23 protein-coding genes and 1 other annotated feature are annotated in these 24,897 nt (G+C 53.3%); of the genes, 20 read left to right on the top strand and 3 right to left on the bottom strand.

Annotation, left to right across the window (positions count from 1 at the left end):
- Positions 1-190: 190 nt before the first annotated feature.
- Positions 191-1,177 (bottom strand): tryptophan--tRNA ligase, encoded by a 987-nt coding sequence (gene trpS, locus T458_RS36180; RefSeq protein WP_023555911.1) that lies wholly within the window; start codon positions 1,175-1,177, stop codon positions 191-193.
- A gap of 72 nt (positions 1,178-1,249) precedes the next feature.
- Positions 1,250-1,520 (bottom strand) — a binding site (T-box leader).
- A gap of 129 nt (positions 1,521-1,649) precedes the next feature.
- Here trpS and T458_RS36175 point away from each other — a divergent pair.
- From T458_RS36175 to T458_RS36140, 9 genes are all read left to right on the top strand, one after another.
- A complete protein-coding gene (locus tag T458_RS36175) occupies positions 1,650-2,234 on the top strand; it encodes a TetR/AcrR family transcriptional regulator (RefSeq protein WP_023555910.1) in 585 nt (194 codons plus the stop codon).
- A gap of 43 nt (positions 2,235-2,277) precedes the next feature.
- Positions 2,278-2,811, top strand: a complete 534-nt coding sequence (locus tag T458_RS0128545) for an HXXEE domain-containing protein (RefSeq protein WP_031305509.1) — start codon at positions 2,278-2,280, stop codon at positions 2,809-2,811.
- A gap of 120 nt (positions 2,812-2,931) precedes the next feature.
- Positions 2,932-4,167, top strand: a complete 1,236-nt coding sequence (locus tag T458_RS36170) for a Zn-dependent hydrolase (RefSeq protein ID WP_023555909.1) — start codon at positions 2,932-2,934, stop codon at positions 4,165-4,167.
- Positions 4,168-4,194: 27 nt separating this feature from the next.
- Positions 4,195-5,379 (top strand): M20 family metallopeptidase, encoded by a 1,185-nt coding sequence (locus T458_RS36165; protein WP_023555908.1) that lies wholly within the window; start codon positions 4,195-4,197, stop codon positions 5,377-5,379.
- A gap of 459 nt (positions 5,380-5,838) precedes the next feature.
- Positions 5,839-7,251, top strand: coding sequence for a group II intron reverse transcriptase/maturase (ltrA, locus tag T458_RS36160; protein WP_023555536.1), 1,413 nt, complete (start codon positions 5,839-5,841; stop codon positions 7,249-7,251).
- 207 nt (positions 7,252-7,458) lie between these two features.
- Positions 7,459-8,145 carry an ABC transporter ATP-binding protein gene (locus T458_RS36155; protein WP_023555907.1) on the top strand — a complete coding sequence of 229 codons (687 nt, stop codon included), beginning with the start codon at positions 7,459-7,461 and terminating at the stop codon, positions 8,143-8,145.
- Positions 8,096-9,292, top strand: a complete 1,197-nt coding sequence (locus T458_RS36150) for an efflux RND transporter periplasmic adaptor subunit (protein WP_023555906.1) — start codon at positions 8,096-8,098, stop codon at positions 9,290-9,292. Before T458_RS36155 ends, T458_RS36150 begins: the two co-directional genes overlap by 50 nt.
- A gap of 20 nt (positions 9,293-9,312) precedes the next feature.
- Entirely contained in the window at positions 9,313-12,180 is a 2,868-nt protein-coding gene (locus T458_RS36145; protein ID WP_252989820.1) for an ABC transporter permease, read from the top strand.
- Between the two features lie 4 nt (positions 12,181-12,184).
- Positions 12,185-13,048, top strand: coding sequence for an ABC transporter ATP-binding protein (locus T458_RS36140; RefSeq protein ID WP_023555904.1), 864 nt, complete (start codon positions 12,185-12,187; stop codon positions 13,046-13,048).
- On the opposite strand, the gene T458_RS36135 is transcribed toward T458_RS36140, so the two are convergent.
- The gene (locus T458_RS36135; RefSeq protein WP_023555903.1) at positions 13,045-13,650 is read right to left on the bottom strand and encodes a MerR family transcriptional regulator; all 606 of its coding nucleotides are present in this window, start codon (positions 13,648-13,650) and stop codon (positions 13,045-13,047) included. The two genes, T458_RS36140 and T458_RS36135, sit on opposite strands and share 4 nt — an antisense overlap.
- Positions 13,651-13,932: 282 nt before the next feature.
- On the opposite strand from T458_RS36135, the gene T458_RS36130 reads away from it, so the two are divergent.
- The 3 genes from T458_RS36130 to T458_RS36120 all read left to right on the top strand — a co-directional run bounded on the left by T458_RS36130 (position 13,933) and on the right by T458_RS36120 (position 15,727).
- Positions 13,933-14,121 carry an LSm family protein gene (locus T458_RS36130; RefSeq protein WP_023555902.1) on the top strand — a complete coding sequence of 63 codons (189 nt, stop codon included), beginning with the start codon at positions 13,933-13,935 and terminating at the stop codon, positions 14,119-14,121.
- A 201-nt stretch (positions 14,122-14,322) separates the two neighbouring features.
- Positions 14,323-14,958 (top strand): cyclase family protein, encoded by a 636-nt coding sequence (locus tag T458_RS36125; RefSeq protein WP_023555901.1) that lies wholly within the window; start codon positions 14,323-14,325, stop codon positions 14,956-14,958.
- A 73-nt stretch (positions 14,959-15,031) separates the two neighbouring features.
- The gene (locus T458_RS36120) at positions 15,032-15,727 is read left to right on the top strand and encodes a metal-dependent hydrolase (RefSeq protein WP_031305507.1); all 696 of its coding nucleotides are present in this window, start codon (positions 15,032-15,034) and stop codon (positions 15,725-15,727) included.
- Positions 15,728-15,801: 74 nt separating this feature from the next.
- On the opposite strand, the gene T458_RS36115 is transcribed toward T458_RS36120, so the two are convergent.
- A complete protein-coding gene (locus T458_RS36115; RefSeq protein ID WP_023555899.1) occupies positions 15,802-17,100 on the bottom strand; it encodes an amidohydrolase in 1,299 nt (432 codons plus the stop codon).
- Positions 17,101-17,266: 166 nt separating this feature from the next.
- Between T458_RS36115 and T458_RS36110 the strand changes: the two genes are divergently transcribed.
- From T458_RS36110 to T458_RS36075, 8 genes are all read left to right on the top strand, one after another.
- Positions 17,267-18,130, top strand: a complete 864-nt coding sequence (locus T458_RS36110; RefSeq protein WP_031305506.1) for a MurR/RpiR family transcriptional regulator — start codon at positions 17,267-17,269, stop codon at positions 18,128-18,130.
- A gap of 16 nt (positions 18,131-18,146) precedes the next feature.
- Positions 18,147-19,193, top strand: coding sequence for a serine hydrolase domain-containing protein (locus T458_RS36105; RefSeq protein ID WP_023555897.1), 1,047 nt, complete (start codon positions 18,147-18,149; stop codon positions 19,191-19,193).
- Between the two features lie 64 nt (positions 19,194-19,257).
- Positions 19,258-20,592: an ABC transporter substrate-binding protein gene (locus T458_RS36100; protein WP_023555896.1), complete on the top strand. Its 1,335-nt coding sequence runs from the start codon at positions 19,258-19,260 to the stop codon at positions 20,590-20,592.
- Positions 20,593-20,712: 120 nt separating this feature from the next.
- On the top strand, positions 20,713-21,609 hold the full coding sequence (locus tag T458_RS36095) for a carbohydrate ABC transporter permease (protein ID WP_035316157.1): 897 nt from the start codon (positions 20,713-20,715) through the stop codon (positions 21,607-21,609).
- A 48-nt stretch (positions 21,610-21,657) separates the two neighbouring features.
- The gene (locus tag T458_RS36090) at positions 21,658-22,482 is read left to right on the top strand and encodes a carbohydrate ABC transporter permease (RefSeq protein WP_031305503.1); all 825 of its coding nucleotides are present in this window, start codon (positions 21,658-21,660) and stop codon (positions 22,480-22,482) included.
- Positions 22,469-23,458: an N-acetylglucosamine kinase gene (locus T458_RS36085; RefSeq protein ID WP_023555893.1), complete on the top strand. Its 990-nt coding sequence runs from the start codon at positions 22,469-22,471 to the stop codon at positions 23,456-23,458. Before T458_RS36090 ends, T458_RS36085 begins: the two co-directional genes overlap by 14 nt.
- Complete coding sequence (gene murQ, locus T458_RS36080) at positions 23,451-24,353, top strand: N-acetylmuramic acid 6-phosphate etherase (protein ID WP_031305501.1); 903 nt, start codon at positions 23,451-23,453, stop codon at positions 24,351-24,353. Before T458_RS36085 ends, murQ begins: the two co-directional genes overlap by 8 nt.
- A gap of 209 nt (positions 24,354-24,562) precedes the next feature.
- On the top strand, positions 24,563-24,877 hold the full coding sequence (locus tag T458_RS36075) for a DUF3870 domain-containing protein (RefSeq protein ID WP_023555891.1): 315 nt from the start codon (positions 24,563-24,565) through the stop codon (positions 24,875-24,877).
- Positions 24,878-24,897 lie beyond the last annotated feature (20 nt).

Below are 24,897 nucleotides of genomic sequence, written 5' to 3'. Positions count from 1 at the left end.
ACAGAACTATTTCTATTAATGCCCGGAAGCAATAAAAATCCCCACCTTATGTAAAGATGAGGACTCGTAATCAATATTTAAACATGTTACGATTCAACGAACGTGCGAGTTCAATAGACGTAATTCATACAAATTATGCTGATTCTTATCCTTGTAGGTAGATTTTGTAACGTCACTGTTGAAAGCTAGATTACACCCGCGCCATTCCCATCGCTTGCTCTACTTTATGCAGCATCCGGTTAGCCGCTTCATTGGCTTTCCGGGCACCATCCGACAGAATATCATCCAGCTCCGAAGTATGGAAAAGCTGCTCGTATCGCTCCTGAATCGGACGCAGAGTCTCGACCACGACTTCCGCCAGATCCGTTTTAAACGCGCCGTAGCCTTTTCCTTCGTACATGGCCTGGATCTCTTCCAGCGATTTGCCGGAGCAAAGCGAGTAGATGGTCATCAGGTTGGACACGGCAGGCTTCTCGTCTTTATCATAGCGCACCTGGCTGTCAGAGTCCGTCTGCGCCCGTTTGATCTTTTTCGTAATCGTATCCGGATCATCCAGCATGGAGATGAATCCGCCCTGGTTGGCATCCGATTTGCTCATTTTCTTGGTGCCGTCTTGCAGGGACATGATGCGTGCGCCTGTCTCCGGCAAGCGAATATCAGGAACCTTGAAGATCTCGCCGTAGCGGCTGTTGAAGCGGTTGGCCAGATCGCGCGTCAATTCCAGGTGCTGCTTCTGGTCTTCGCCGACAGGCACGAAGTCGGTGTCATACAGCAGGATGTCGGCTGCCATCAGCGGCGGATACGCCAGCAGTCCGCCAGGGATGGATTCGCCGCGTCCATCCGATTTGTCTTTGAACTGCGTCATCCGCTCCAGCTCGCCGAGGTAGGAGGTGCAAAGCATGATCCAGCCCAGCTTGGCGTGAGCGGGCACCTCGGATTGGATGAACAGCGTCACCTTGTTCGGATCGAGACCGACAGCCAGGTACAAAGCTGCCAGACGGCGGATGTTTTGTTTCAGGACAGCAGGGTCTTGCGGTACGGTGATCGCATGCTGGTCGACGATGCAGTAGTAGCAGTTGAATTCTTCCTGCAGCGGGACAAAATGCTTCATCGCCCCCAAATAGTTGCCCAAAGTGAGGATGCCGCTTGGTTGAATCCCGGAAAAAATGGTTTTCATTTTCATCATACTCCTTTCATTTTTCCATCTTGATCGCTTGCAAATGAACGCAAAAAAGGTCCATCCGCCCTGGACAGGGACGAATGAACCGTGGTGCCACCCTTTTTATTCTGCACATGCCAAAAACATGCACAAAATCACTTTGCTCCGTACCCGAGATCGATACGGTGTCCGCTGGTAACGTACGGACGCTACGCCAAAGCCTACGCGCCGCTTTTTGCAAAAGGCGGGTTCGGTCTGGAGCTCGGAAGCCCATTCAACATTCACTCGACGCTGATTCGCACCACCCATCAGCTCTCTGAAGCCTCGTTAAATGCCTACTCTTCTTCCTCATCGCTGTGCAATCTTCCTTTGATCGATTATTCTACAGAGTCATTCTCAAAAAAGCAAGTGCCACTTGTGTAAAAGCATGGGAGGCTGTTAAACTAACTATTGAGTTATATAACTAGTGAGTTAGTTTTGGGGTGACGCAATGAACAGATCGAGAACGGAAAAAGGGGAGAAAAGCCGCAAACGTCTGCTGGAAGCGGCGGCAGAGGAGTTCGCAAGCAATGGTTACGACCGTACGCGGGTCAGCGATATTGTGAAGCGTGCTGGCCTGACCCAAGCGGCCTTTTATCTCTACTTTCCCAGCAAGGAAGCCGTCTACGGGGAGCTTCGGGATGCATTTTTCACGCAACTGAGTGAGCTGGCGGATGCCGGCAAGCAGGTGACGCCGCTCCCCAAGGAGATGACCGTGCCGAAGATCAGGGAGAATCTGCTTGGACTCTTCCAGTTTTTTCGTGCAAGACCCAGACTGACGCAGGTGTTTCTGGCTGCTGCACAGGAAGGGGAGCGATTGCATCAGCAAATGGCGAAGCTCGTAGCGGAAAATCTGCGCACCAACCAGAATGCCGGACATGTGCGCCCGGAGCTTTCGCCTGAAGTCGCGGCTGAAGCCATGGTCGCGGTCTTGTATCGGCTGACAGAGCGTTTTTTGCTGACGGAAGTGATGACGGCAGAGGAATTGGCAGACCATGCCACTGAATTGCTGGCACGCGGCATCGTTGCACCGTAACGTTCCATAAATCCCAAGAACCGATAGAAAGGGGAAAGCAAGCATGGAATTGACGCATGTGATCTGGATGTTCCTGATCGTGTTTGTCCTGCATGACCTGGAAGAGATCATCGTCGTGGAAAATTGGCTGATTCGCCATCGCGAACGGCTTGCTCGAAGCATACCCGCTTTTGCGCAAAAGACGTTCCAGCCGATGCTGTCCATGAGCACCGCCCAGTTCTCGGTGGCGGTCACCTGCATCTTTGCGGTATTGTCTGCCGCTGTCCTCCTGACGGTTCTGACCTGGCCTGCTGGCACGTACTTGCCTTTCTTCCTGGTCTGCCTGCACGTTCTTTTTCTGCATGTCTTTACCCATATCGGACAAAGCCTGCTGTTTCGCACCTACACCCCTGGCGTCGTCACAGCAGTGGTACTGGTACTTCCCTACAGCGTGTACACCTATTACCGCTTGCTTGCGGAAGGATGGATCAGCTGGTCGTTGATCGGAGAGACGCTACCTTTTTCGCTGCTGGTGATTCCGGTTCTGTATGTGGCCCTGACACTGGGAGAAAAAGCGATCAAGCCGCTGAAAGGGTAGTTGGCAAAAGGAAAACTGGACTGGCGACCTTTCCAAAATTGACAGACTATTCTACAATGGGGAGGACAAACAAAGCGTGGCAACACAACAAGAACAGGCAGATACAGGAGGTGCGCATACGTGATTGATGCAGAACGTCTGTGGGAACGGCTGATGCAGCTTGGCACGATTGGCAGACAAGCAGAAGGAGGGGTAACCAGACTTTCCTTTACCCCGGAGGAACGGGCGGCCAAAGATTTGGTAACACGCTTTATGCAGGAGGCCGGATTAGCCGTAAGAGAGGACGAGATCGGCAATCTGATTGGCCGTAAAGAGGGGAAGAATCCTGCGGCACCGGTAGTGCTGGTCGGCTCCCATATCGATTCGGTGCCGAATGGCGGTGATTTTGATGGACCGCTTGGCGTCCTTGCCGGAGTAGAGATCCTGCAAGCGATGAACGAGAGCGGCGTGGAGACAGAGCACCCCATCGAGGTCATTGCTTTTACCGACGAAGAAGGAACGCGCTTCGGCTATGGCATGCTCGGGAGCCGGGCGCTTGGAGGCCGGCTGCAGATCGAGGAGCTGGAAGCCCAAGACGAGGAAGGGATCTCGATCGCGGAAGCCATGCGGCAAAACGGACTCGATCCCGCACAGATCGACCGCGCGAAGCGGGAGCCTGGCAGCGTCAAGGCGTACGTGGAATTGCACATCGAGCAGGGAAAAGTCCTCGAGAGCCGCGGCTTGTCTGTGGGCGTCGTCAAGGGGATCGCAGGACCGATCTGGGTCAAATTCACGCTCGACGGTGAAGCAGGCCACGCTGGTACGACACCGATGACGATGCGCCGCGATCCGCTGGCAGCGGCATCAGAGATCATGCTGGTCATCGAAAGGGAAGCGGCTCGGACAAATAGCACAGTCGGAACGGTCGGCAAGCTGCAAGTATTTCCCGGCGGGGCGAATGTCATCCCGGGGCGCGTCGAGTTTACGCTTGACCTGCGTGACGTCGATGAAGCAGTGCGTACCCGTGTAGAAGAGAGCATTTTGCGGGAGGCCAAGGAAATCTGCGAGCGCCGCGGGGTCAAGCTGCTGGTAGAAGACCTGCAGCGCATGGCTCCCGTGATCTGCTCCCAGGAGGTGCAGCAGGCAGCTTTGGCAGCATGCGAGGCAGAAGAGCTGGAGACCATGATCCTGCCAAGCGGCGCCGGACATGACGGCATGCAGTTGGTAGACTTTTGTCCTGTCGGCATGATTTTCGCCCGTTCCCGGGATGGCATCAGCCACAACCCGGCGGAATATACGTCCAAAGAGGATTGTGCGAAGAGTGCCGCGGTTTTGTATCGGACGGTACTCGCATTGGCGTCACCATCACCCCGATAAAAGTTCCTATTTGAGGAGGAGAACAGGATGACAACGACCGTCGCAACGCTGAATCAAGCTGTAGAGGAGATCAAGGAGCAGGTCATTGCGTGGAGGAGGTATCTGCATCAGCACCCGGAGCTGTCTTTCCACGAAGAAAAAACGGCACAGTTCGTCTATGATACGCTGCAATCCTTTGGCAATCTGGAGATTAGCCGTCCGACCCAGACGAGTGTCATGGCTCGCCTGATCGGCCCGGAGCCGGGAACTGTGCTGGCGATGCGCGCTGATATGGATGCGTTGCCGATAACCGAAGAGAACACATTCGAGTTCGCCTCCCAAAATCCCGGTGTGATGCACGCCTGCGGTCATGACGGGCATACCGCCATGCTGCTTGGGGCGGCTAAGCTGCTCGCGGGGATGAAGGATCAGGTAAAAGGAGAAATCCGCTTTTTATTCCAGCACGCAGAAGAACTGCATCCCGGCGGAGCAGAAGAGATGGTCCAGGCTGGCGTCATGGAAGGCGTCGACCTGGTGATCGGGACGCATCTGTGGGCTCAGATGGAGTACGGCAAGGTTGGCATTAGTTCGGGTCCTGTGATGGCGGCTCCCGACACCTTCTGGGTTACGGTGCAGGGAAAAGGCGGCCATGCCGCAATTCCGCACCAGACGATCGACAGCATTGCCGTCGCGGCTCAGGTCGTGACCAATCTGCAGCATATCGTTTCCCGCAATACCGATCCTTTGGACAGTCTCGTGATTTCCGTCACACAATTTGTTGCCGGGACCACACATAATGTCATTCCGGGTTCGGTCGAGCTATGCGGTACGGTGCGCAGCTTCGACCCAGCCTTGCGCGAAAGCGTCCCCGGCTTGATGGAGCGCGTGATCAAAGGGATTACAGAGGCGCATGGAGCTTCCTATACCTTCAAGTACGTAAATGGCTACCGTCCCGTCATCAATGACGAGGAGGTCAGCCGTCTGATGGAAGAAGTCGTCGTCGAAACACTGGGTCCGGAGTGGGTTGTAAAAAGCCGCCCGACGATGGGCGGGGAGGATTTTTCCGCCTTCCAGCAAAAAGCGCCTGGCTGCTTCTTTTATATCGGGGCCGGCAATCAGGAGAAGGGCATCGTTTATCCGCATCACCACGCTCGTTTCACGGTGGACGAGGACGCGCTCGAGATCGGCGTGAAGACTTTCGTCAATGCGGCCAGAAAGATTGTGATGGGGTAAAGTCAAATTTCGTACAGATATACGTCAGTCGCCAAAGTGCGGCTGACTTTTTTTGGTGTGCCACGCATGGCGATTAACTAGGTGGTGAAAGTCCACTGTGGGGGTTTGTAGTTACCAACCACTAGCCAAGAGCAAGGGTGTCCACCGCGAGGTGGAATCCAAAGGAAGCTGGAGGCAAACTTCCGGCCCAAGGAACACGAACATCATCAGGCATAGGATACGGGATGAGTCTGCCAAACAAGACGAAGTCCAATTAACTACACGGACGTACCAATGTAAATGATGTGGGTATATGGAAGGAAAGTGAATCGTCTTACCGTGGGAGGTCTCATGGACGTGAGGAGATGCACTTCGAATCACGGTTGAAACAAGATTTATCATGAGAAGTCAGCAGACGCCATAGTACCGCATGCAGTCGACAACATGCGGGAAGGGCCGAACCTAAGGAGGTGTGAGTCAATGAAAGTTACCAAAACAGGAGCAAAGGGCAGCCAACTTCCAACGGAAGGCTTCACGCAGAAAGATAGTGCGGAACACGAAGGATATGCGGGAGCGCACATTCCTGCGAGGATAACTGAAACGGATAACACCAACACAGACTTGCCGAAGGATGGATTGCTCGAGAAAATTGTGAGCAGGAACAATCTGAACGAAGCGTTCAAGAGAGTCAAAGCGAACAAAGGCTCCCACGGAATTGATGGGATGGGAGTGGATGAACTTCTACAACATCTCAAAGAGAATGGGGAGACACTCAGGCAATCAATCCTGGACGGGAAATACCGTCCGAACCCCGTTCGGAGGGTAGAAATCCCCAAAGAGAATGGAAAGAAAAGAAACCTGGGAATCCCGACGGTTGTTGATCGAGTCATCCAACAAGCCATAGCGCAAGTGCTTACGCCGATCTATGAGAAAGAGTTCTCCGAGAATAGTTTCGGCTTCCGCCCCAAACGAAGCGCACATGATGCAATCAGAAGAAGTCAGGCGAACATACAAGAAGGGTACAAATACGTGGTGGATATGGACTTGGAGAAATACTTCGACACCGTGAATCAAAGTAAACTCGTCGAGGTATTATCGAGAACCATCAAGGACGGGCGGGTCATCTCACTCATACACAAGTACCTAAAAGCTGGCGTCATCGTGAAGCATAAGTTTGAAGAAACGGAAGTCGGTGTACCGCAAGGGGGCAATCTGAGTCCAATACTTAGCAATATCATGCTGAACGAATTGGACACAGAACTGGAAAACAGAGGTCATAGGTTCGTCCGCTATGCGGACGATCTGCTCATCTTCTGCAAGAGCAGAAAAAGTGCTGAGCGAGCGCTGAGGAACATCCTCCCCTTTATCGAGAAGAAACTCTTCCTCAAAGTAAATCGGGAGAAGACGGTCGTGGATGAGGCGAGGAAGGTCAAATTTCTTGGTTTCTCATTTTACTCCCTCAAGGGGCAGACGAGAGTCAGAATCCATCCGAAATCCATCGTGAAGATGAAAACCAAGGTTAAGGAGTTGACCGCAAGAAGCAACGGAATAGGAAACGAAGACAGAGCCGTGAAGCTCAGACGATATATCATGGGCTGGGTGAACTATTTCAAAATTGCCGACATGAAGAAACTGCTCCAAACCACGGATGAATGGATGCGAAGGCGAATTCGCATGATCTACTGGAAGCAATGGAAACGGATAAGGACAAGGTTTAAAATGCTGAAATTATTCGGAGTCCAAGACCAGAAGGCATGGGAATACGCAAACACAAGAAAGAGCTACTGGAGAACCTCCAATAGTCCCATCCTCGCCCAATCCCTCGGAAACAACACGATCAAAGGACTCGGTTTCATATTCTTTTCAGATTATTATCGACAAGTCACTGCGTAAACTTAGGAACCGCCGTATACCGAACGGTACGTACGGTGGTGTGGGAGGTCGGCTGCCCAAATAATGGGTAGCCTCCTACCCGATTTCGCCAAAAAAGTTTATTTCTCTTTATTTTCAGTTAATTCCAACTTAAGGCAATTATGCTATAATTTATTCTTCGAAAAGTCTATCTATTTCGAGTGATTATGCAAAAAGCGGGGGGTTTTCATGCCGTTTATCACGGAGACAAAAGATCTGGGCCGCATTTTTGGAAGCGGTTCTGCTGCGGTTCACGCCTTGCAAGGAATTGATCTGCAGGTCGAAAAAGGGAAGCTGCTCGTGCTGAGAGGCCGTTCCGGTTCCGGAAAAACGACCTTGCTCAATCTGCTTGGCGGATTGGACCGACCGACCAGCGGGGAGGTTTACTTCCAGGGAACAGAGATTGGGAGACTGCCAAATCGAAATCGCACAAAAATCAGAAGACAAGGCATGGGATTTATTTTTCAATCGTTTGGCTTGTTTCCCTTGATGTCAGCGGCGGAGAATGTAGAATTCGGCCTGCGTCTGTCAAAGGTCGCCGCGCGAGAATGGAAGACGAGAATCAACGAATCGCTGGAGTTGGTCGGGTTGAGCAAAAGAGCTCACCATCGGCCTTATGAGATGTCGGGCGGAGAACAGCAGCGCTGCGCGATTGCCCGGGCAGTGGCTCATCGACCGCAGCTGCTGTTGGCCGATGAACCAACGGCAGAATTGGACAGCAAAACGGGCAGAAAAATCAGTCGCGTTTTTCGCAAGCTGGTGGAAGAGGAAGGGATGAGCATTATCATGACTACGCATGATCCGAGTGTGATGGAGGTGGCCGATATTGTATACGAATTGGAAGACGGAACCATCCGTCAAAGCATGCTTGCCTAGCCTGATGAGGCATGCAGCGATCGTATCCGCCTTCGCAACGCTGCTGTCAGGCTGCTCCCTGTTGCCCAAGGAAGAGCCAATCCTCGCTCCTCCCCTGGTGGAACCTGTCCAGGTCACGTATGACGTAGCAGAAGTCACGCTCGGAACGATCAAGAGGAGTATCAGAGGAACAAGCACCTTTACCACTGTCGACAAAAAGGAGCTCTCTTTTCCCGAGAGCAAGGGCTTGCGACTGAAGACGCTCAATGTCAACAGCGGAGATATGGTGAAGGCGGGGCAGGTTCTGGCCGAACTGGATGCAACCGAGCTGGAGCGAAGCATCGAGATGGCGAAGTATGAAGTAGACAAAGCGAAGCTGGAGCTTTTGGAGGCGCAGCAGGATAACCAATACGAGGTGGAAGAGGCCAGGTTGAATGTCCTCAAGGCAGAGATGAACGCCAAGGTCAGCGAGACCAAACTCGCTCAGATTGAACTGGATCAAGCCAAGTTGAAGCTGGCGGAGCTGGAAGATCCCAAACGGCGGGAATACAAGATCGAGCGTGCGAAGCTGAATGTCAAGCAACGGGAGATGGATCTGTCCAGTCTGCAAAAAAGATTGGCGGATACCAAACTGGTCGCCCCGATGGACGGATTGGTTCTTTTCGTCAGCAATGAGCAGGTCGGGGACGAGATAGATGCCTATCAAACGCTGGTGACCATCGGTGATCCAAACAAGCTGCATGTCCTCTATACGGCTCCGGAACGAGATGCGATCAAGGACGTGAAGGACGGGGTAAAAGCGCTCATCAAGCTGCCGGATGGGACGGATGTTGAAGGAATTGTCGTACAGACTCCCTTGAATGTACCCGATGATGTGCCTGAGGAACTGAAGCGCTTGTACCACCGCAGCCTGCTCATCGCGCCAGTCAAACCGCTGCTGGGAATCGAAGTGGGCACTTCCGTGTTCTTCGAGATCGTCGTGGAGCAGCAAGAAAATGCGGTGATTATCCCGATGAAAGCATTGCGCGGATTCAATGAGAGAATGTATGTCCATGTACTGGAAGAGGACGTGAAAAAGGAAGTTGATGTCACAGTGGGCATCAAGACCGAGGCCGAAGTAGAAATCATTAGCGGTCTGCAGCCAGGCCAGTTGGTTATTTTGGAATAAGGGGGGGAAGCATCGTGGCTATGCTGCAGATGATTCTGCGAAAAATGCTGAATAACCGCTGGCTGGTCGGCAGCCTCCTGCTCGGGCTTGTCGTCGCGGTCGGGCTGATGTCCAGCATCCCCGCGTTCACGAATGGCGTACTGCAACGTTTATTCGTCAAAGACATGGAAGAGTATCAGCGGGTAGTGAAAAATTTCCCTGGCGGCCTTTTGGTCTCCATCAACCAGGACATTGGCGCCCAAAATGGAGCCAAAGTGCTTGCTCACTTGACGAATACCCTCCAAAACGACGTCATACCGTCCTTATCCGCACCATTGCTCGATCAAGTGACTGTCATGCGGTCGATTCCCTTCAAGGCGATATTGCTGGATCAGAAGGAAGAGTCTCCAGAGACAGGGATTTTGTATTCGATGAGCAATCTGGATCAGCACATCACCATGATAGACGGCCGTCTTCCCGCGGCAGAACCTGTTGACGGGATCTATGAAGCGCTCGTGACCGAAAAAGGGATGATGGACCGCAAGATGGTGCTCGGCCATCTATACGAGCTGACAGCGAGCAGCGCGGAGGACGCGACCTTTCGCGTCAAACCGGTAGGAGTCTTCAAGGAAAAGGAGGGCAATGATCCGTACTGGTTCGCCAAATCCTCCGAGTACAACAAAGGGTTTATCTTGAATGAGGATCTGTTTCGCAAAACGATATTGGAAGAGAAAAATCTGGTCACCGCAATCCGCTATTACGCGGCCTTTCAGTATCAGGCTTTCCAATTCACTGACAAAGAAAAACTGGTGTCAGTCGTGCCTGATTTGGAAGCAAATCTGATGCAGTTCGGTCTGAAAAAATCGGATCTGAGCTTTCAGTTTCCCGTCGGCTCGATCACGACAAAATACGATGAGCAGAATCAGCATTTTCGGACGATTTTGTGGTCCATGTACGTTCCTATTTTTGTCATGCTCATCATTTATCTGGTCATGGTCTCAGGGCTGATCATAGAGAGACAGCGAACCGAGATCGCCGTTCTCGGGAGTCGAGGAGCGGGGAGAGCACAGATTTTTGGCATCTATTTTGTAGAAATTCTGATTTTGGGGCTTCTCGCGCTGCTGATCGGACCATATGTCGGCATCCAGCTGAGCAAGATTCTGGGAATCTCCAACGGATTTTTGGAATTCGTCGATCGGACAGGGATTCAGGTCAAAATGAACGGCGAGGTATTGGCCTACGCGGTTTGGACGGTTCTCGCTTGCATGTTCCTCTTGCTTATCTCTATCTTTTTCGCGACACGGCAAAACATCGTGACCCATAAGCAAAATGCCGCCAGAATGACAGGGCAGGCCATGTGGCATCGGCTTTTTCTGGATGTACTGCTCTTGCTGATTGCCGCGTACGGCTGGTATTCCTATCAAAATATACTCGAAAATGTCGAAAAGACGACAGAAGGCTCGATGGTCATGTCTGTGGACGTCCTGCTGTTTTTTGTACCTGTCTTGTTCTCTCTCGGATTTGGTCTGTTCTGCCTGCGCATCTACCCTTTGTTTTTGCGGGGAATCTACTGGCTGGGACGAAGGATTTGGCCGATTTCGGTACATACCACTCTGGTACAGGTAGGACGCGCTTCGCGGCAATACCAGTTTTTGATGGTGTTTGTGACCATCACTGTGGCAGTCGGGATGTTTAGTGCGAGTACGGCGCGCACAATCAATCTCAATGCTGAGGAGCAAGTTTTTTACCAAAATGGTACAGACGTGCGTCTTATGGTGAACTGGGCAAGCGACAAACCGTTTGTGTTTATCCATCGGAACCCCAACATGCAGTTCGAGGGAGCCAAGATCGCGCCGGAGCCCGTCAGGCCACCGATTCAGTACGAGGAGCCCGATTTTGAACAGTTTCAACGGCTTCCTGGTGTCGAGCACGCAACCCGGGTCTTTATTCACGACATGGCAGAAATAAGCGAAGGGCAAAAAAGCGTCAGGGAAGTAAGACTGATGGGCATCGACCCGAAGGAGTTCGCCCAGACGATCTGGTGGAAGCAGGGGCTGCTGCCCCATCACATCAATGACTATCTCAATGTATTGGGGAAAAAACCGAATGCCGTGTTGATTTCCCGCACCTTGGCCAACAAGATGAATGTAAAAGAAGGAGACACCGTCATGGTCGGGTGGAAGCGGATTCGCCCGGTAGAAATGATCGTTTACGCCATCGTTGACTATTGGCCGGGGTGGAGTCCGGTCGGTCCGCGTTCCTCCTCCTCTTCCGCGATGGAGGAAAAGTATCTCATGGTGGCCAACCTTCCTTTCATCCATACCAAATTGCATCTGGAGCCTTATCAGGTCTGGCTGAACATGCAGCCGGGAGCCACGTCTGAAGCGCTGTACAACGGGCTGGTGCAAAATGATGCCAAGCCCATCTTTATCAGCAATGCCCGCCAGCAGTTGATCGAGATCAAGAACAGTGCGTTCTATCTGGGGGTAAATGGATCATTGACGCTCGGTTTTTTGTTGTCGATGCTGATTACTTTCATTGGATACGTGATGTACTGGGTGCTCACGCTGGGGGCGCGCAAACTGCAATACGGGGTTTTTCGCGCGATGGGCATGTCATTTGGCAGTCTCTTACGCATCATTGCCTGGGAGCAGTTTTTTACCTTCGGCGTTGCTTTCGCGATGGGTATGGCAGCGGGCAAGCTGGCGAACATGCTGTTTCTTCCGGCGCTCAGTCTGTATCTGCATGCAGAAAAACAGGTTCCCCCCTTTACGATCACTTCCGCTGCGGAGGACGAGTGGATGATCTATTCCTTCGTCGCCATTACGTTGGTAGTTGGTATCGGAATCGTCGGGGCCATCCTGTCACGCATGCAGATCCATCAAGCCGTGAAGCTGGGGGAGGATTAGGAGCATGATCGTATGTGAAAACCTGGTGAAAATCTACAAGGCTGCTGATTTGGAGGTCGTGGCCTTGCAGGGCTTGGATCTGATCGTGGAAGACGGCGAGCTGATGGGCATCATCGGCAACAGCGGCAGCGGGAAATCCACCTTGTTAAACATGCTGGGCGGATTGGATCGTCCCTCTGCAGGGAAGCTGTTCGTGGCAGGGAAAAACCTTTTTCAGTTAAACCAAGCGGAGTTGATCCAGTATCGCCTGCGCACGGTGGGCTTCGTCTGGCAGAATAATGCGCGCAACCTGATTCCCTACCTTTCAGCCCAGCAAAACGTGGAGCTGCCGATGCTGATCGCGGGACAGCGAAAGAGGGATCGCGCCCGTGAACTGCTGGAGATCGTCGGTTTGGGACATCGGAAAAGAAACAAGCTGAGTGAGCTGTCGGGCGGGGAACAGCAGCGTGTAGCCATTGCGATTGCCCTCGCCAACGAGCCGAAGCTGCTGTTGGCCGATGAACCTACCGGCAGCGTGGACAGCAAAACGGCTGCGATGATCCTGGACCTTTTTAAAGAATTGAATCGGACAATGGGACTTACGGTTGTGATCGTGACCCATGATCCCGAGATCGCCAAGAAGGTAGATCGCGTCGTAGCGATTCGCGATGGAAAAACCTCCAGTGAAATTCTGCGTAGAGAGGCTTCCGGGGCGCAGGACGAAGGGGAGTCCGAGAATACGCATGAGGAGTGGGCAGTGCTCGATCAGGCTGGCCGTCTGCAAATTCCGCAGGAGTACCTGCAAGCGATCGGGGCAGAAGGGAAGATCAAGATCGAGTTGGAAGAAGGACGGATCGTCCTGTATCCGCCCCCTCCCAAACGCACTTAGTCCAAGCGAAACAAGCGGTGCCAGATGGAGCTTTTCCGTTGCTCGCGCTGGATCTTGGCCAGTTCCGCCTTGACAGCCAGAATATCATTCATCGTTTTGGTCAAACGCCAGTCCCGTTCCTTCAGACTGGTACGGATATAGGCTTCCTGCTTCTCCACGCGCTCGGTCAAGGCGTGGTGGGCGAGTTCTTGCTGCTGGACGTGGCAAGCCAGGGCATGCAGTCTCGCTTCCCATTCATTCGGGCGCAGATCGAGCTGCTGGGGCACTTGCGCGGATGGGGGGGCAGGTACAGGTGCGGGTGACAAAGAGGCGGCGCTTTCAGAACGGGCGGATTCAGGAGAATGTTGACTGGCGATCATGAGGGCGGCTTCCTCCTGGGGAAAAAGCTGGTCCTTGGTCAAGCGGTAAAAGCGCTCCAGCGCGGCCACGTCAACCTGACGATATTCCCGGCGGTTCTGGCTGTCGCGTACGAACCAGTACCCTTGTTGCTCCAATAAAAGGCTCCATTTGCGCAAGGTGCTCGCACCGATTCCCAGCTTTCGGGCTACCTCTTTGCCCGTGTAGGTTCTCTCCCTGGCGACCAATTCAATAACGTTTCCCATCGATCATCCCTCCTGTCTCAACGATTCCTTCTTCTTAATTAGGCTTTTCGTTGCGAAACGGGCATATCCTGTTGCCAATCGTGCGACAATTTCTAGCAGCCTTCGTACGGGACGCAACGGTTGTGTCGACTGGCGTCAATCCCTGATTTCGTAGGGCAGCCGCACGCATGCAGAGGACATTGGACTAGGGGGTACACGTACATTTTCGGTCAATCTCCGCTTTTGCTCTAGGTAGGCACTGCCAAACGTACATAGGATGCAGAAGAAGGAGGGATTGATGACATGGCATTTAAAGACCAGGTAAGAAAATTTGAAGGGCGACAGGTCAGAGTAGAAACGGTCGATGGAACCTTCACCGGCAGACTGGTTGAGGTCAAATCCAATACGATTACTCTGCGCGAAAGTGACAATCGTCGTACTATTATTCGTAATTCCAAGATTGTTGGCGTTACTGAGCAAGACGACTGCTAAAGCTTGATGGCTCATGACTACATTATCAGGAAGTCCTAGTACCTAAAGGCTGTCGAGAAATCGGCAGCCTGTTTGCTCGTTGCCGCATGATTGTGGGAGGGAGTAGGAAAGATGAGGTTGCCACGGGAGTTTGTAATGATTGATAATATAAGAGTTAGGCATATAATTCCAAAAAATCGTTCGCTGTGAGGAGGGATTTGATTGCGGATTATTGATTTGTCGCAAACGATGGAAACGGGCATGCCGCAGTATCCAGGACAGCCAGATGCCAGCTTTGTTCAGGTGAGTCGCGTGGAAACAGACGGGTTTCAGGTAACAGATGTTCATTCTGTCGTCCACGTTGGTACGCATTGCGACGCGCCTGCTCATTTTATTTTGCATGGCGAGACGATTGAAACAAACCCGCTGGACCGGTTCGTCGGCGAGGCGGTAATCGTCGATGTTCCTCCATCGTCAGAGCGCGAATTACAGCCGAATGTGCTGGATGGCGTCGCCTTTTCACCGGGAGACATCCTGTTGTTTCGCACAGGCACCAGCGCCAAATGGGGAACGGAGGCCTACAAAAGCCAAGCGCCGTACTTCGGCGAAGAGCTGGCTTTGGAGTTGGTCAGGCGTGGTGTCAAAACGATCGGGCTTGATTTTATCTCGCCGGACCCCGTGGAGACAGAGACCTTCCCAGCCCATCATATTTTTCTCGAGGCTCGACTCGGCATTGTCGAGAATCTGATCAACCTGGAACAACTGGATCGCCCCCGGGTATTCTTCTCGGCAGCTCCGATCAAGATCAAGGGAAGCGACGGGGCCTTTGCCCGCGCATACGCCGTCTTGTTTGACTAAGGGATGCGAGGAGGTGGGCCTTCGTGGTAACATGGAAATGTTGGGCCAACATTCCAGGAAGGCAGGAGAACCTATGTTAGAGATCAGATTTCACGGACATTCTACCGTACAACTGTCGAGCGAAGGACACTCAATCATCATCGACCCGTTTATCACCGGGAATGGGCAAGCGACGACGAAACTGGCAGACATCCAGGTTTCCTACATATTATTGACTCACGGACATCAAGACCACATCCTGGACGCCGTAGAATTGGCGAAACAGAACGAAGCGACGATTGTCACGACTCACGAGCTGGCGACGTATCTGGGCTGGCAAGGAGTACAGACGATCGGAATGAACCTGGGCGGATCGCTTGAGCTGCCGTTTGGAAAAGTAAAAATGACGCAGGCTTTCCATAGCTCCGGTGTGATCTTGGACGATCAAAAACAAATCGTCTACATGGGGATGCCAGGCGGATTTATCATTGAGATGGGCGGAAAAACCGTCTATCACGCAGGGGATACAGGTTTGTTCGGCGACATGAAGATGCTGGGTGAATTGCATAAAATTGATCTGGCCTTCCTCCCGATCGGAGATTTGTTTACGATGGGACCCGAGGATGCCGCTCTGGCTGCACAGTGGGTCAGAGCCGACTATGTCGTGCCGATTCACTACAATACGTTTCCGCCGATCGTACAAGACGGGGATGCGTTCGTCGCGGGACTGGCGAAGAAGGACATCCAGGGCAAGGCATTAAAGCCGGGAGAAGAGCTGCGCCTGCCATAAAAGAAAATCGAATCGATGCAAAAGCGAGAGCCGCGATCCCGAACGGATGGCGGCTCCCTTTCTGCACAGCCTTGTTACAGCCCCTCGACCAGACGTGCTGCACGTTCTGCAGCTTCCCGGCGCAGCTCCTCCCAGGAAAAGCGCGTAAACTGGCGACCTCGCATCAGAACCTGACCGTTGACGATCGTCGTGTCTACATCTGCTCCGGTGGCGCTGTAGGCGATCAGGGCGCTAAGATCGTGAACGGGCTGCAAATGCGGCTTATTCAAATTCAACAGGATCAAATCCGCCTTTTTGCCTGGCTCGAGCGTCCCGACCTCGTCTTCGATTTGCAGCAGCTTGGCGCTTTCGATCGTAGCCATCCGCAGCACCTGCCAGGCTGGCAGCAAGGTTGGGTCTCCGTGCTGCAGCTTTTGCAGCCAGGTAGCGGCCTTGATTTCGGCAAACATGTCCAGCGTCGTGGCACTTCCGGCTCCATCCGTTCCAAGACCTACTGTGATGTTCTGCTCCAGCATCTCTTTTACAGGAGCGATCCCGCAGCCCAGCTTCAGGTTGCTGACCGGATTGTGGGCGACACCGCCGCGCATGCCGGACAGCAGCCGCACGTCCGCGGCATCCAGATGGACAGCGTGGGCGAGCAGGACGTGATTATCCTCGAACATGCCGAGCTCATGCAGGTATTCGGTGGGAGTCTGATTGTACCGTTCGCGAATTTTCACCACTTCCTCACGAGTCTCTGCCAGATGGATGTGCAGCGGTATCTGTCGGCTGCGGGCGATCTGGATAATCTCGCTCAACGGCTGCGGGGGGCAGGTATAAGGAGCATGCGGGCCGAGCATGGTGGTGATCCGTCCTTCTCCCGCACCAGTCCAGGTGTCGATGAGATGAAGCGCCTCCGTCATCCGCTTTCCTCCGTCATCCTGCAAAAAGACGACGCCGCGTGTCAGCGATGCTCGCATGCCGCTGTCCACGACAGCTTGTGCCACCTGATCCATGTGGACGTACATGTCGGCGAAGCTGGTCGTTCCGGATGCAATCATCTCAGCCGTACCGAGCATTGTCCCCCAGTAGACATCCTCGGGAGTCATCCGCGCCTCGGCAGGCAGCATTTTTTTGTCCAGCCAATCCATCAGCTTGAGATCGTCGGAGAAGGCGCGAAGCAATGACATGCTGGCATGGTTGTGGGCATTGATCAACCCGGGCATCGCCACCAGATCTTTGCCAGCGATCACCTCGTCCGCTGGTTGCTCCAGCTTCAGTTCAGGCCCGATCGCAGCGATCCGCTCGCCTTCGATGAGCAGATCTCCGACGAAGGGAGCATCTCCTTCGCACATGGTGAGAATGGTACAGCCTGTGATCAAGGTTCGTTTCATGGTTCTTCCCTCCTGAGATTCGTTCGCTATTACGGTAAAGCTTGACGTGGCGGGAAGGTCAAGAGATGAAATTCTATGAAATTTTGTTTAATATTTGGCGATTGACGAAAGAAATATTACTTCCTAAAATAGAAGGTAAGATTTGGGTGAAAGTGACGGTGGCAACATGCTAAATGGGGGACTTGTCAGTTTGCAGGCGATATTGGAAGAATTGAAGCCATCTGAGCAAAAAGTCGCCCAGTATATTTTGGCGCATCCGGAAGAGGTCGTGAAGCTCTCCGTGCAAAAGCTGGCTGAGCTGAGCGGCGTATCGGAAGCGACGATTATTCGCTTGGCCCGTTCACTCAATATGAAAGGGTATCAGGAGCTCAAGCTGCGGATCGCAGGCGATTTGAACAAACAAGTCACGAACAATCTCGGCAGCTACCAGGAAATCATGATGGAGGGCTCGATCGAGTCCATCATGCAAGCGGTGAGCTGGAACAATATCCAGTCCATTCAGGATACGCTGTCTGTTCTGTCCAGCGATGAAGTAAAACGGGCAGCAGATGCACTTTCCAGGGCGCGCAAAATCGATGTATATGGCGTTGGCGCTTCCGCGGTGATTGCCGCTGACATCAAACAGAAATTTTCGCGGATCAATCTCTGGTGCGAAGCCTACGCGGATTTTCATGCTCAGTTGACTTCTGCTGTCAATCTGACAGAGCAAGACGTCGTGATCGGCATTTCATACTCCGGACAGACGGAAGATATCATCCAGTCCTTGACGGAAGCCAGACAGCAGGGAGCGACGATTATTACCTTGACCAAATTCGGCCCTTCTCCCGTCGCGGAGCTGGCTGACATACGCTTGTTCACGAGTTCTGTGGAAAAAAGCATTCGCAGCGGTGCCATGGCATCGCGCATCGCCCAGTTGAACGTCATCGACATTTTGTTCATTACCATGGTGAGCAGGCAGCAGGAGGAGGTCATCCCTCTGCTGGAAAAAACGCGGGTGGCGGTAAGCAGGACAAAGCGCTCATCCGGATGAGGAATGGAGGAGGGGCATGGACAAGGTAAATGATTTATTGCAGGAATGGGTCCGTGAAGGATTGCTGCCGGGAGCAGCATTGCGGGTTGTGCATAAACGCAAGGTCTGGTTCGCCTGCGAGGCAGGGACGACTTCTGTCAGCAAGGAGCAGCCTGTCACGTCCGAGACATTATATGATCTGGCTTCCTTGACCAAAGTGACGGCGACGTTGCCCGCGATCTTGTGGCTGATGCAGGAGAAACAGCTTGCGCCAGAGGATCCGCTCGGCCGGTTTTTTCCGGATTGCCCGGCTGACAAGAAAGGGATTACCGTCGCGCATCTTCTTACACATACATCCGGCTTGCCGGCAGATTTGGAACAGCGGAATCGCGATGATACCTTGGCCTTTCCGGAGTTGATCTATCAGCAGACGTTGCAAAGCGAACCAGGCACGAATGTTGTCTACAGCGATCTCGGGATGATCTGGCTGGGTTTGTTGATCGAGAGGCTTAGCGGCGAATCGCTGGATGCATTTGTGCAAAAGCGTATCTTCCGTCCTTTGCAGATGAATCACACCCTTTATTGTCCGAATAAAAACCATTTTCAAAATATTGCATCTACAGAGTATTCTCCCTTGATCGGTGGCTATATCCGCGGAGAGGTTCATGACGAAAAGGCGTACGCGATGGGGGGAGTAGCCGGTCATGCGGGTCTGTTTGCGACTGCTGACGATATGGCCGTCTATGCGCTCAGCTGGCTGGATGAGGAGCGGGCGATCCTGGAATCGAAATGGCGGTCCATCGCGATCCGCTGCCATACCTTGGGTCGCGGCGGAACGCGCGGCTTCGGCTGGGATTTGAAAGGACCAGACCGTAAGAGCAGCTGCGGAGTGCGTTTCCATCCGACCAGCTTTGGTCATACAGGCTTTACCGGAACGAGCCTTTGGATGGATCCGGTACAAGAGATCGCGGTTGTGTTCCTGACAAATGCGGTTCATCTCGGACGAGACCATCAGCTTCGCCGTTTGCGGCCGCTTCTTCACGACGCTGTCACGGCCCATCTTCGCAAGGGCCTGACCGAATAAACCTGCGAGTCCATCAGGGATGGCAGGAAAAGACCAGTTTTATCATTCAGGGGGAGGGTTTGGCATGAAGCAATTCCGTTCTCGCGTGGCGGCATCTTTTTTTCTGGCTGCTGTCATGACACTGGTTGGATGTAGTGGAGGAGGCAGTAGTACTGCCGATCCCGGCGGAGGTACTACAGCGCCGGGAGGTCAAACGGCTGAAGGCTCGAGTGGCGGCAGCCAAGGCGGGGGTGAACAAGTCACCGTCTCCATGCATAGCTGGCGGGTAGAGGATACAGCAGGCTACGCCAAGCTGATCGAGGCATTTGAAGCGGAGAACCCCGGCATCAAGATTGACTTCAAGCCGTTCAAGGCGACCGAGTACAACACGATTCTCAATACTGCCCTGCAAAGCGACAGCGGACCGGACATATTGCAGCTTCGTCCCTACGCTCCGGGAATCTCGTTGGCAACAGCAGGGTATCTGGAGCCGCTAGACAATTTGCCTGGCATCGCTCAATTCCCCAAAGATGTCCTGGCTGCTGCTACCGGCAAGGATGGCAAGGTATACGGAGTGCCGTTGTCACTGAACTCCACGCAATTTTACTACAACAAAAAAATCTTCGAGGACAATGGCCTGCAGGAGCCCAAAAGCTGGGATGAGTTGATTGCCATTTCCAAAACACTCAAGGAAAAAGGCATCACGCCGATTTCTTTCGGCGCCAAGGAGGGCTGGCTGCTTTCGCTCAGCCACGGTGTCATCGCTCCTGGTACCTACAATGGCAATCCATTCGTAGAGAAGCTGGTCAAAGGAGAGGTTGACCTGACCAGTCCAGAGTTCTTGAAGTCCATCGAACGAATGAAGGAACTGGTGCCTTATTTCCCGGAAAATTATGTGGGGTTGGAATTAAATGATATGCGCACCTTGTTTGCGACCGGAAAAGCAGCCATGTTTATCAATGGAAGCTTTGAACTCGAAGGGATTCAGAAGCTCAATCCGGATCTGCAGCTCGACTTCTTCCCAATGCCGACAGAGGATGGAAAAGCGGTGCTGACTACGTGGGTAGACGGCTCCTATGCGGTGAACGCCAAGGCGAAGCACAAAGCCGAAGCGCTGAAATTCCTGGAGTTCATGACCACACAAAAATTTGGCGAGCTGTTTGCCAATGAGTTCAAGCGGATCAGCGCGGTTCCCGGCGTCAAGACAACCGACCCGCTCGTCAACAAGATGGCGGAGCTGTCGCAGTCCAGCTCTACTCCGTACATCATGGTGGTTCATTTTGCAGAGGGGAACCCGACGACGAAGCAGACACTCGAAAATGCTTTGCAAGGGATGTACCTCGACAAGATGACGCCGGAGCAGGTTGTGCAGGAAGTGCAAAAATCGGCTGCTTCCTGGTTTGAGCCGTTCAAGAAATAGGCATTTGCGAGGGCAATGACAGGGGTGAATGGCATGATGCCCTTCGCCCCTGTGACTCTGTGATAGGAGGTGGCGAACATCGGTGTTCCCAAAAGACAAACGATTACGCCAAAGGGACGGCTGCGCTGGATCGTCCATCTTTTTCCTTTGCCGGCCCTTATCATCTACGCCATGTTTGTCGTCTATCCCATTTTCTCCGCCTTTACCTACAGCTTGTATGAATGGAATGGCATCAAACAGGGAGTGTTCGTCGGTCTTAAAAACTTTCTTACGCTGTTTTCCGTTGAGCCGTTCAATACGATGTTCTGGAACGCCTTTGGCCATAATGTGATCTATTTTCTGGTGGAAATGATCGTCCAGAACGGCATTGCGTTTACACTTGCCTTCTTTATCTATCGCAAGCTGCGCGGTTCGGGCTTTTTAAAGGTGGCGTACTTCATGCCACGCCTGCTCTCGGTGATTGTAGTTGGGTTTTTATGGAAATTGATTCTGAACCCGAATTACGGGGCTCTCAATACTCTATTGACCAATCTCGGGCTGGGCTCTTGGGCAAAGCCGTGGCTGGGTGATCCCGATACCGCCTTGCTGGCGATCATTCTGGTCAATTGCTGGTTTGGCATCGGATTTGCCATGCTGATTTTCCTGGCTGGCCTTCAGTCGATCCCGGAGGAGCTGATCGAAGCAGCACGTCTGGATGGGGCCAAAGGGATCAGCATGCTGGTAAAGATCATTTTGCCGCTTTGCATGCCCGCTATCACGATTATGACCATTTTTACCTTTATTCAGGCATTTGAAGCCTTTGAGCTGGTGTATGCCATGCAGGGGTCGATGGGAGAGCCGTTTCGCTCTACCGATACCCTGGCAGTCTATTTCTACCGGCTGGCGTTCAGCAGTGCCGGAGGCGGGGACGTGGCGATTGGGTTGGGCTCAGCTTTGGCAGTCGTACTATTTGCGATTGTCGCCTCGGTGTCGGCCTTGTCCTTGTATTTGATGCGAAAACGGGAAGTGCAGCATTGACCGGGTGAACACCATCATCGGCAGTCTGAATAAAAGGGGGAATTGGACCTGAAAACGAGTGTGAGTACCCGGGCGATCCAGTACGCGCTTGCCTATCTGTTTGTCCTGGTGGCGCTATATCCCATCGTGCTGATGGTCGCTTCTTCATTCAAGACGAACATGGAGATCTTTGCGAATCCGCTCTCCTTGCCCCAGTCCTTCAGCCTGGATATATACCGGAAGCTGTGGGAGGTTGTGCCTTTTGGAGATTTTCTGCTCAACAGTGTCATCGTTAGTGTCACATCGGTGGTTCTGATCGCGGTCTTTTCGGCGATGGCAGCCTTTTACGTCGCACGATTTTCCTATCGCTGGACGGGAGTGCTCTACTTCTTCTTCCTTGTGGGCTTGATGATTCCGATCAAGCTGGGGATCGTGCCATTGTTTCTGCTGATGAAAGATCTCGGCCTGCTCAATTCGCTTTGGTCGTTGATCTTGATCTACACAGCGAGCGGCATTCCGATTTCGGTCTTTATCCTGACCGGCTTTTTCCGCACTCTTCCAGTCGAACTGGAGGAGGCGGCGCGAATCGATGGCTGCAATCATTTTCAGGTGTTTTGGCGGGTGCTGCTGCCGCTGATTCGCCCAGCCCTGGGCACCGTGGTCATCATTAATTTCATCAGTGCCTGGAATGATTTTTTCTTTCCGCTCATCTTCATTCAGGAGGATGCGCTCAAGACGATACCAGTCGGGATGATGGTCTTGTTCGGCGAGTACGAGACGGACTGGAGCCTGTTGTTTGCCGGTCTTACCTTGTCCGCTCTGCCGATGATCGTGGTCTTTTTGCTGGCGTCCAGGCAATTTATGGAGGGGTTGACAGCTGGTGCAGTCAAATAAGCAACGGAAACGCTGGGTGATCGGGATCGATGGAGGCGGGACCAAGACCAGAGCGGCGATCGCGGATACGAGGGGACAGGTGGCCGCAATCATGACAGGTGATGCTTCCAATCCGCTGTCGCGGCCTTGGACGGATGTGGAGCAGACGCTGCGAGAATTGATAGAGGCGTTGCTCCGCAGTGTTGAAGCGGGAAGTGAGGACGTAGCCGCACTCTATCTCGGCTTGGCAGGGGCGGACCGCGCTTTGGTAGCGAATCAGATCGCGTCAGCCTTTGGGCAGGAGTGGCAGGGGCGTCTGTTCGTCGACAACGACGCCACAGCCGCCCTCTACGCAGGGACATGGGGGGAGCCCGGCATCGTTCTGATCGCGGGGACGGGGTCGATCGCCTATGCGATTGATCGACACGAGCAGCGGCACCGCGCCGGAGGCTGGGGCTATTTGCTGGGGGACGAAGGCAGCGGATTTGACCTTGGCAAGCAGGCGGTCGTGGCTGTCCTGCGGGCATTCGATGGCAGAGGGGAAGCAACTTCTTTGACAGAGGCGCTGCTCGCCCATTTTGCCATTCGCTCACCTGTGGACGCTATCGCTCTGATTTATGGGAGTCCCAATCCGCGCAAGGAATTGGCCGATTGCAGCCGCCTGGTTGAGCAGGCTGCGCAGGAGGGCGATGCTGTTGCGAAGCGCATTATCCAGCACGCGGCAGCCTCGTTGGTGGAATTGGTTCTCGCCTGTCAGCGGCAACTGGACGAACCGCTGCCTGTCGTTCTTGCCGGAGGTTTACTGTCGGCCGATACGAGTTTGAAGCGGGAGCTGGAGAAGAAAGCGTCCTTTGAGCTGTGTCCGCCTGTTGTAACGCCCGTAGTCGGCGCGCTGGTTGCGGGAATGAGGAAAATAGGGCTTCTGCCAGACGGAGAAGTGATCGAACAGCTTCGGAAAACGCAGGCGGTTCAGGAGGGGAGCGATGTTGATGAGTGAAAATCTGCAAGAGCTTCAGACCGAGATGCGCAATCAGGCGAGTGAACGGCTCGATCAGATGTCCGCACTGGAAACGGTAATGCTGATGAACGAAGAGGACCAAAAGGTGGCGCTGGCGGTCAAGGCGGCGCTTGGCGATGTGGCAAAAGCGGTGGAGGTGATCGCCGCTGCTCTGCAGCGAGGGGGGCGGCTGCTCTACTTCGGTGCAGGAACGAGCGGACGACTCGGGGTGTTGGACGCGTCGGAGTGTCCACCTACGTTTGGCACTCCTCCCGGTATGGTGCAAGGAGTTATAGCAGGCGGGCCTGCCGCCTTGGTGGAAGCGATTGAAGGAGCCGAAGACTCGATGGAGCTGGGGCGCGAGGACGTCCAGCGGATCGGCGTGACGAGCCAGGATGTCGTAGTCGGGATCGCAGCAAGCGGCCGTACGCCATACGTGATCGGCGTACTGGAGGAGGCGAGGCACAGGCAGGCCAAAACGATCGCTCTCTCCTGCAATCCTGAGCCTGATATCAGTCAGGGGGTGGATATCGCCATCAACCTGATTGTGGGTCCCGAGGTCGTGACGGGCTCGACCAGACTGAAAGCCGGTACGGCCACCAAAATGGTGCTGAACATGCTTACGACAGCGAGCATGGTTCAGCTTGGCAAAGTATACGGCAATCTCATGGTTCATTTGCAGGCGACCAACCAGAAGCTGCGTGTGCGGGCGAAGCAGATGGTCATGCAAGCGACCGGAGCTGGCAGCGAAGAGGCAGAGCAGCTCATCGCCGAGGCTTCTGGCGATGTGCGGGTAGCCATCGTAATGAAGCTGGCGGGTTTGACGAAGGAGCAAGCAGCACAACGTTTACATAGAGCAGCTGGTAGAGTTCGGCAGGCGATCGAACAGGAATAGAAAAGCCAAGAGACCTTTGCGACACGGCTCAGGTCTCTTTTTCATCCAGCACATTCCCTATTAGAAAAAGATGGAAAAGGGGAATAGAATAAAGTAAAATAAAATTTGAATGGAAATGGATCACGGCTGAGGCTATTTCTTCTAATAGGAGTAGCCATTTTCCTATACATTTTTGGGGAAATGGCGTTCATTGTGGAGGGACGCAGTGGATGGGGAATCACACGATTTTAACAGCAGGTTTTGCGCAAATTCCCAAAGGGACAACGCTTTACGAGGTCTCTCCGATCGTAGGTTGTGTCCTGATTATCGATAAGGAACATGATGTCATATGCGATGCGAGCTTTACTTTTGTCATGGAGAAGACAAACGAGTTTCTGGCAAGTTTGCTTCTGGGAAAATCAGTTGCGCAAGGGATGAAAGAGATTACCCCGGTCGTTTCGGAACGCTTTCTGGGTCCAGGTCAGGGGGCAGTTCTCCAGGCCATTCGCGCTGCGGTGGATCGTTACCTCGAATCAAAAACATGATAGCCTATAGCCGGAGGGTT

Origin of the sequence: Brevibacillus panacihumi W25, assembly GCF_000503775.1 — a bacterium.
GTDB classification, from domain to species: domain Bacteria; phylum Bacillota; class Bacilli; order Brevibacillales; family Brevibacillaceae; genus Brevibacillus; species Brevibacillus panacihumi_A.
Note: the sequence above shows the minus strand (reverse complement) of the source record. Positions and strands in the feature narration are given on the sequence as shown.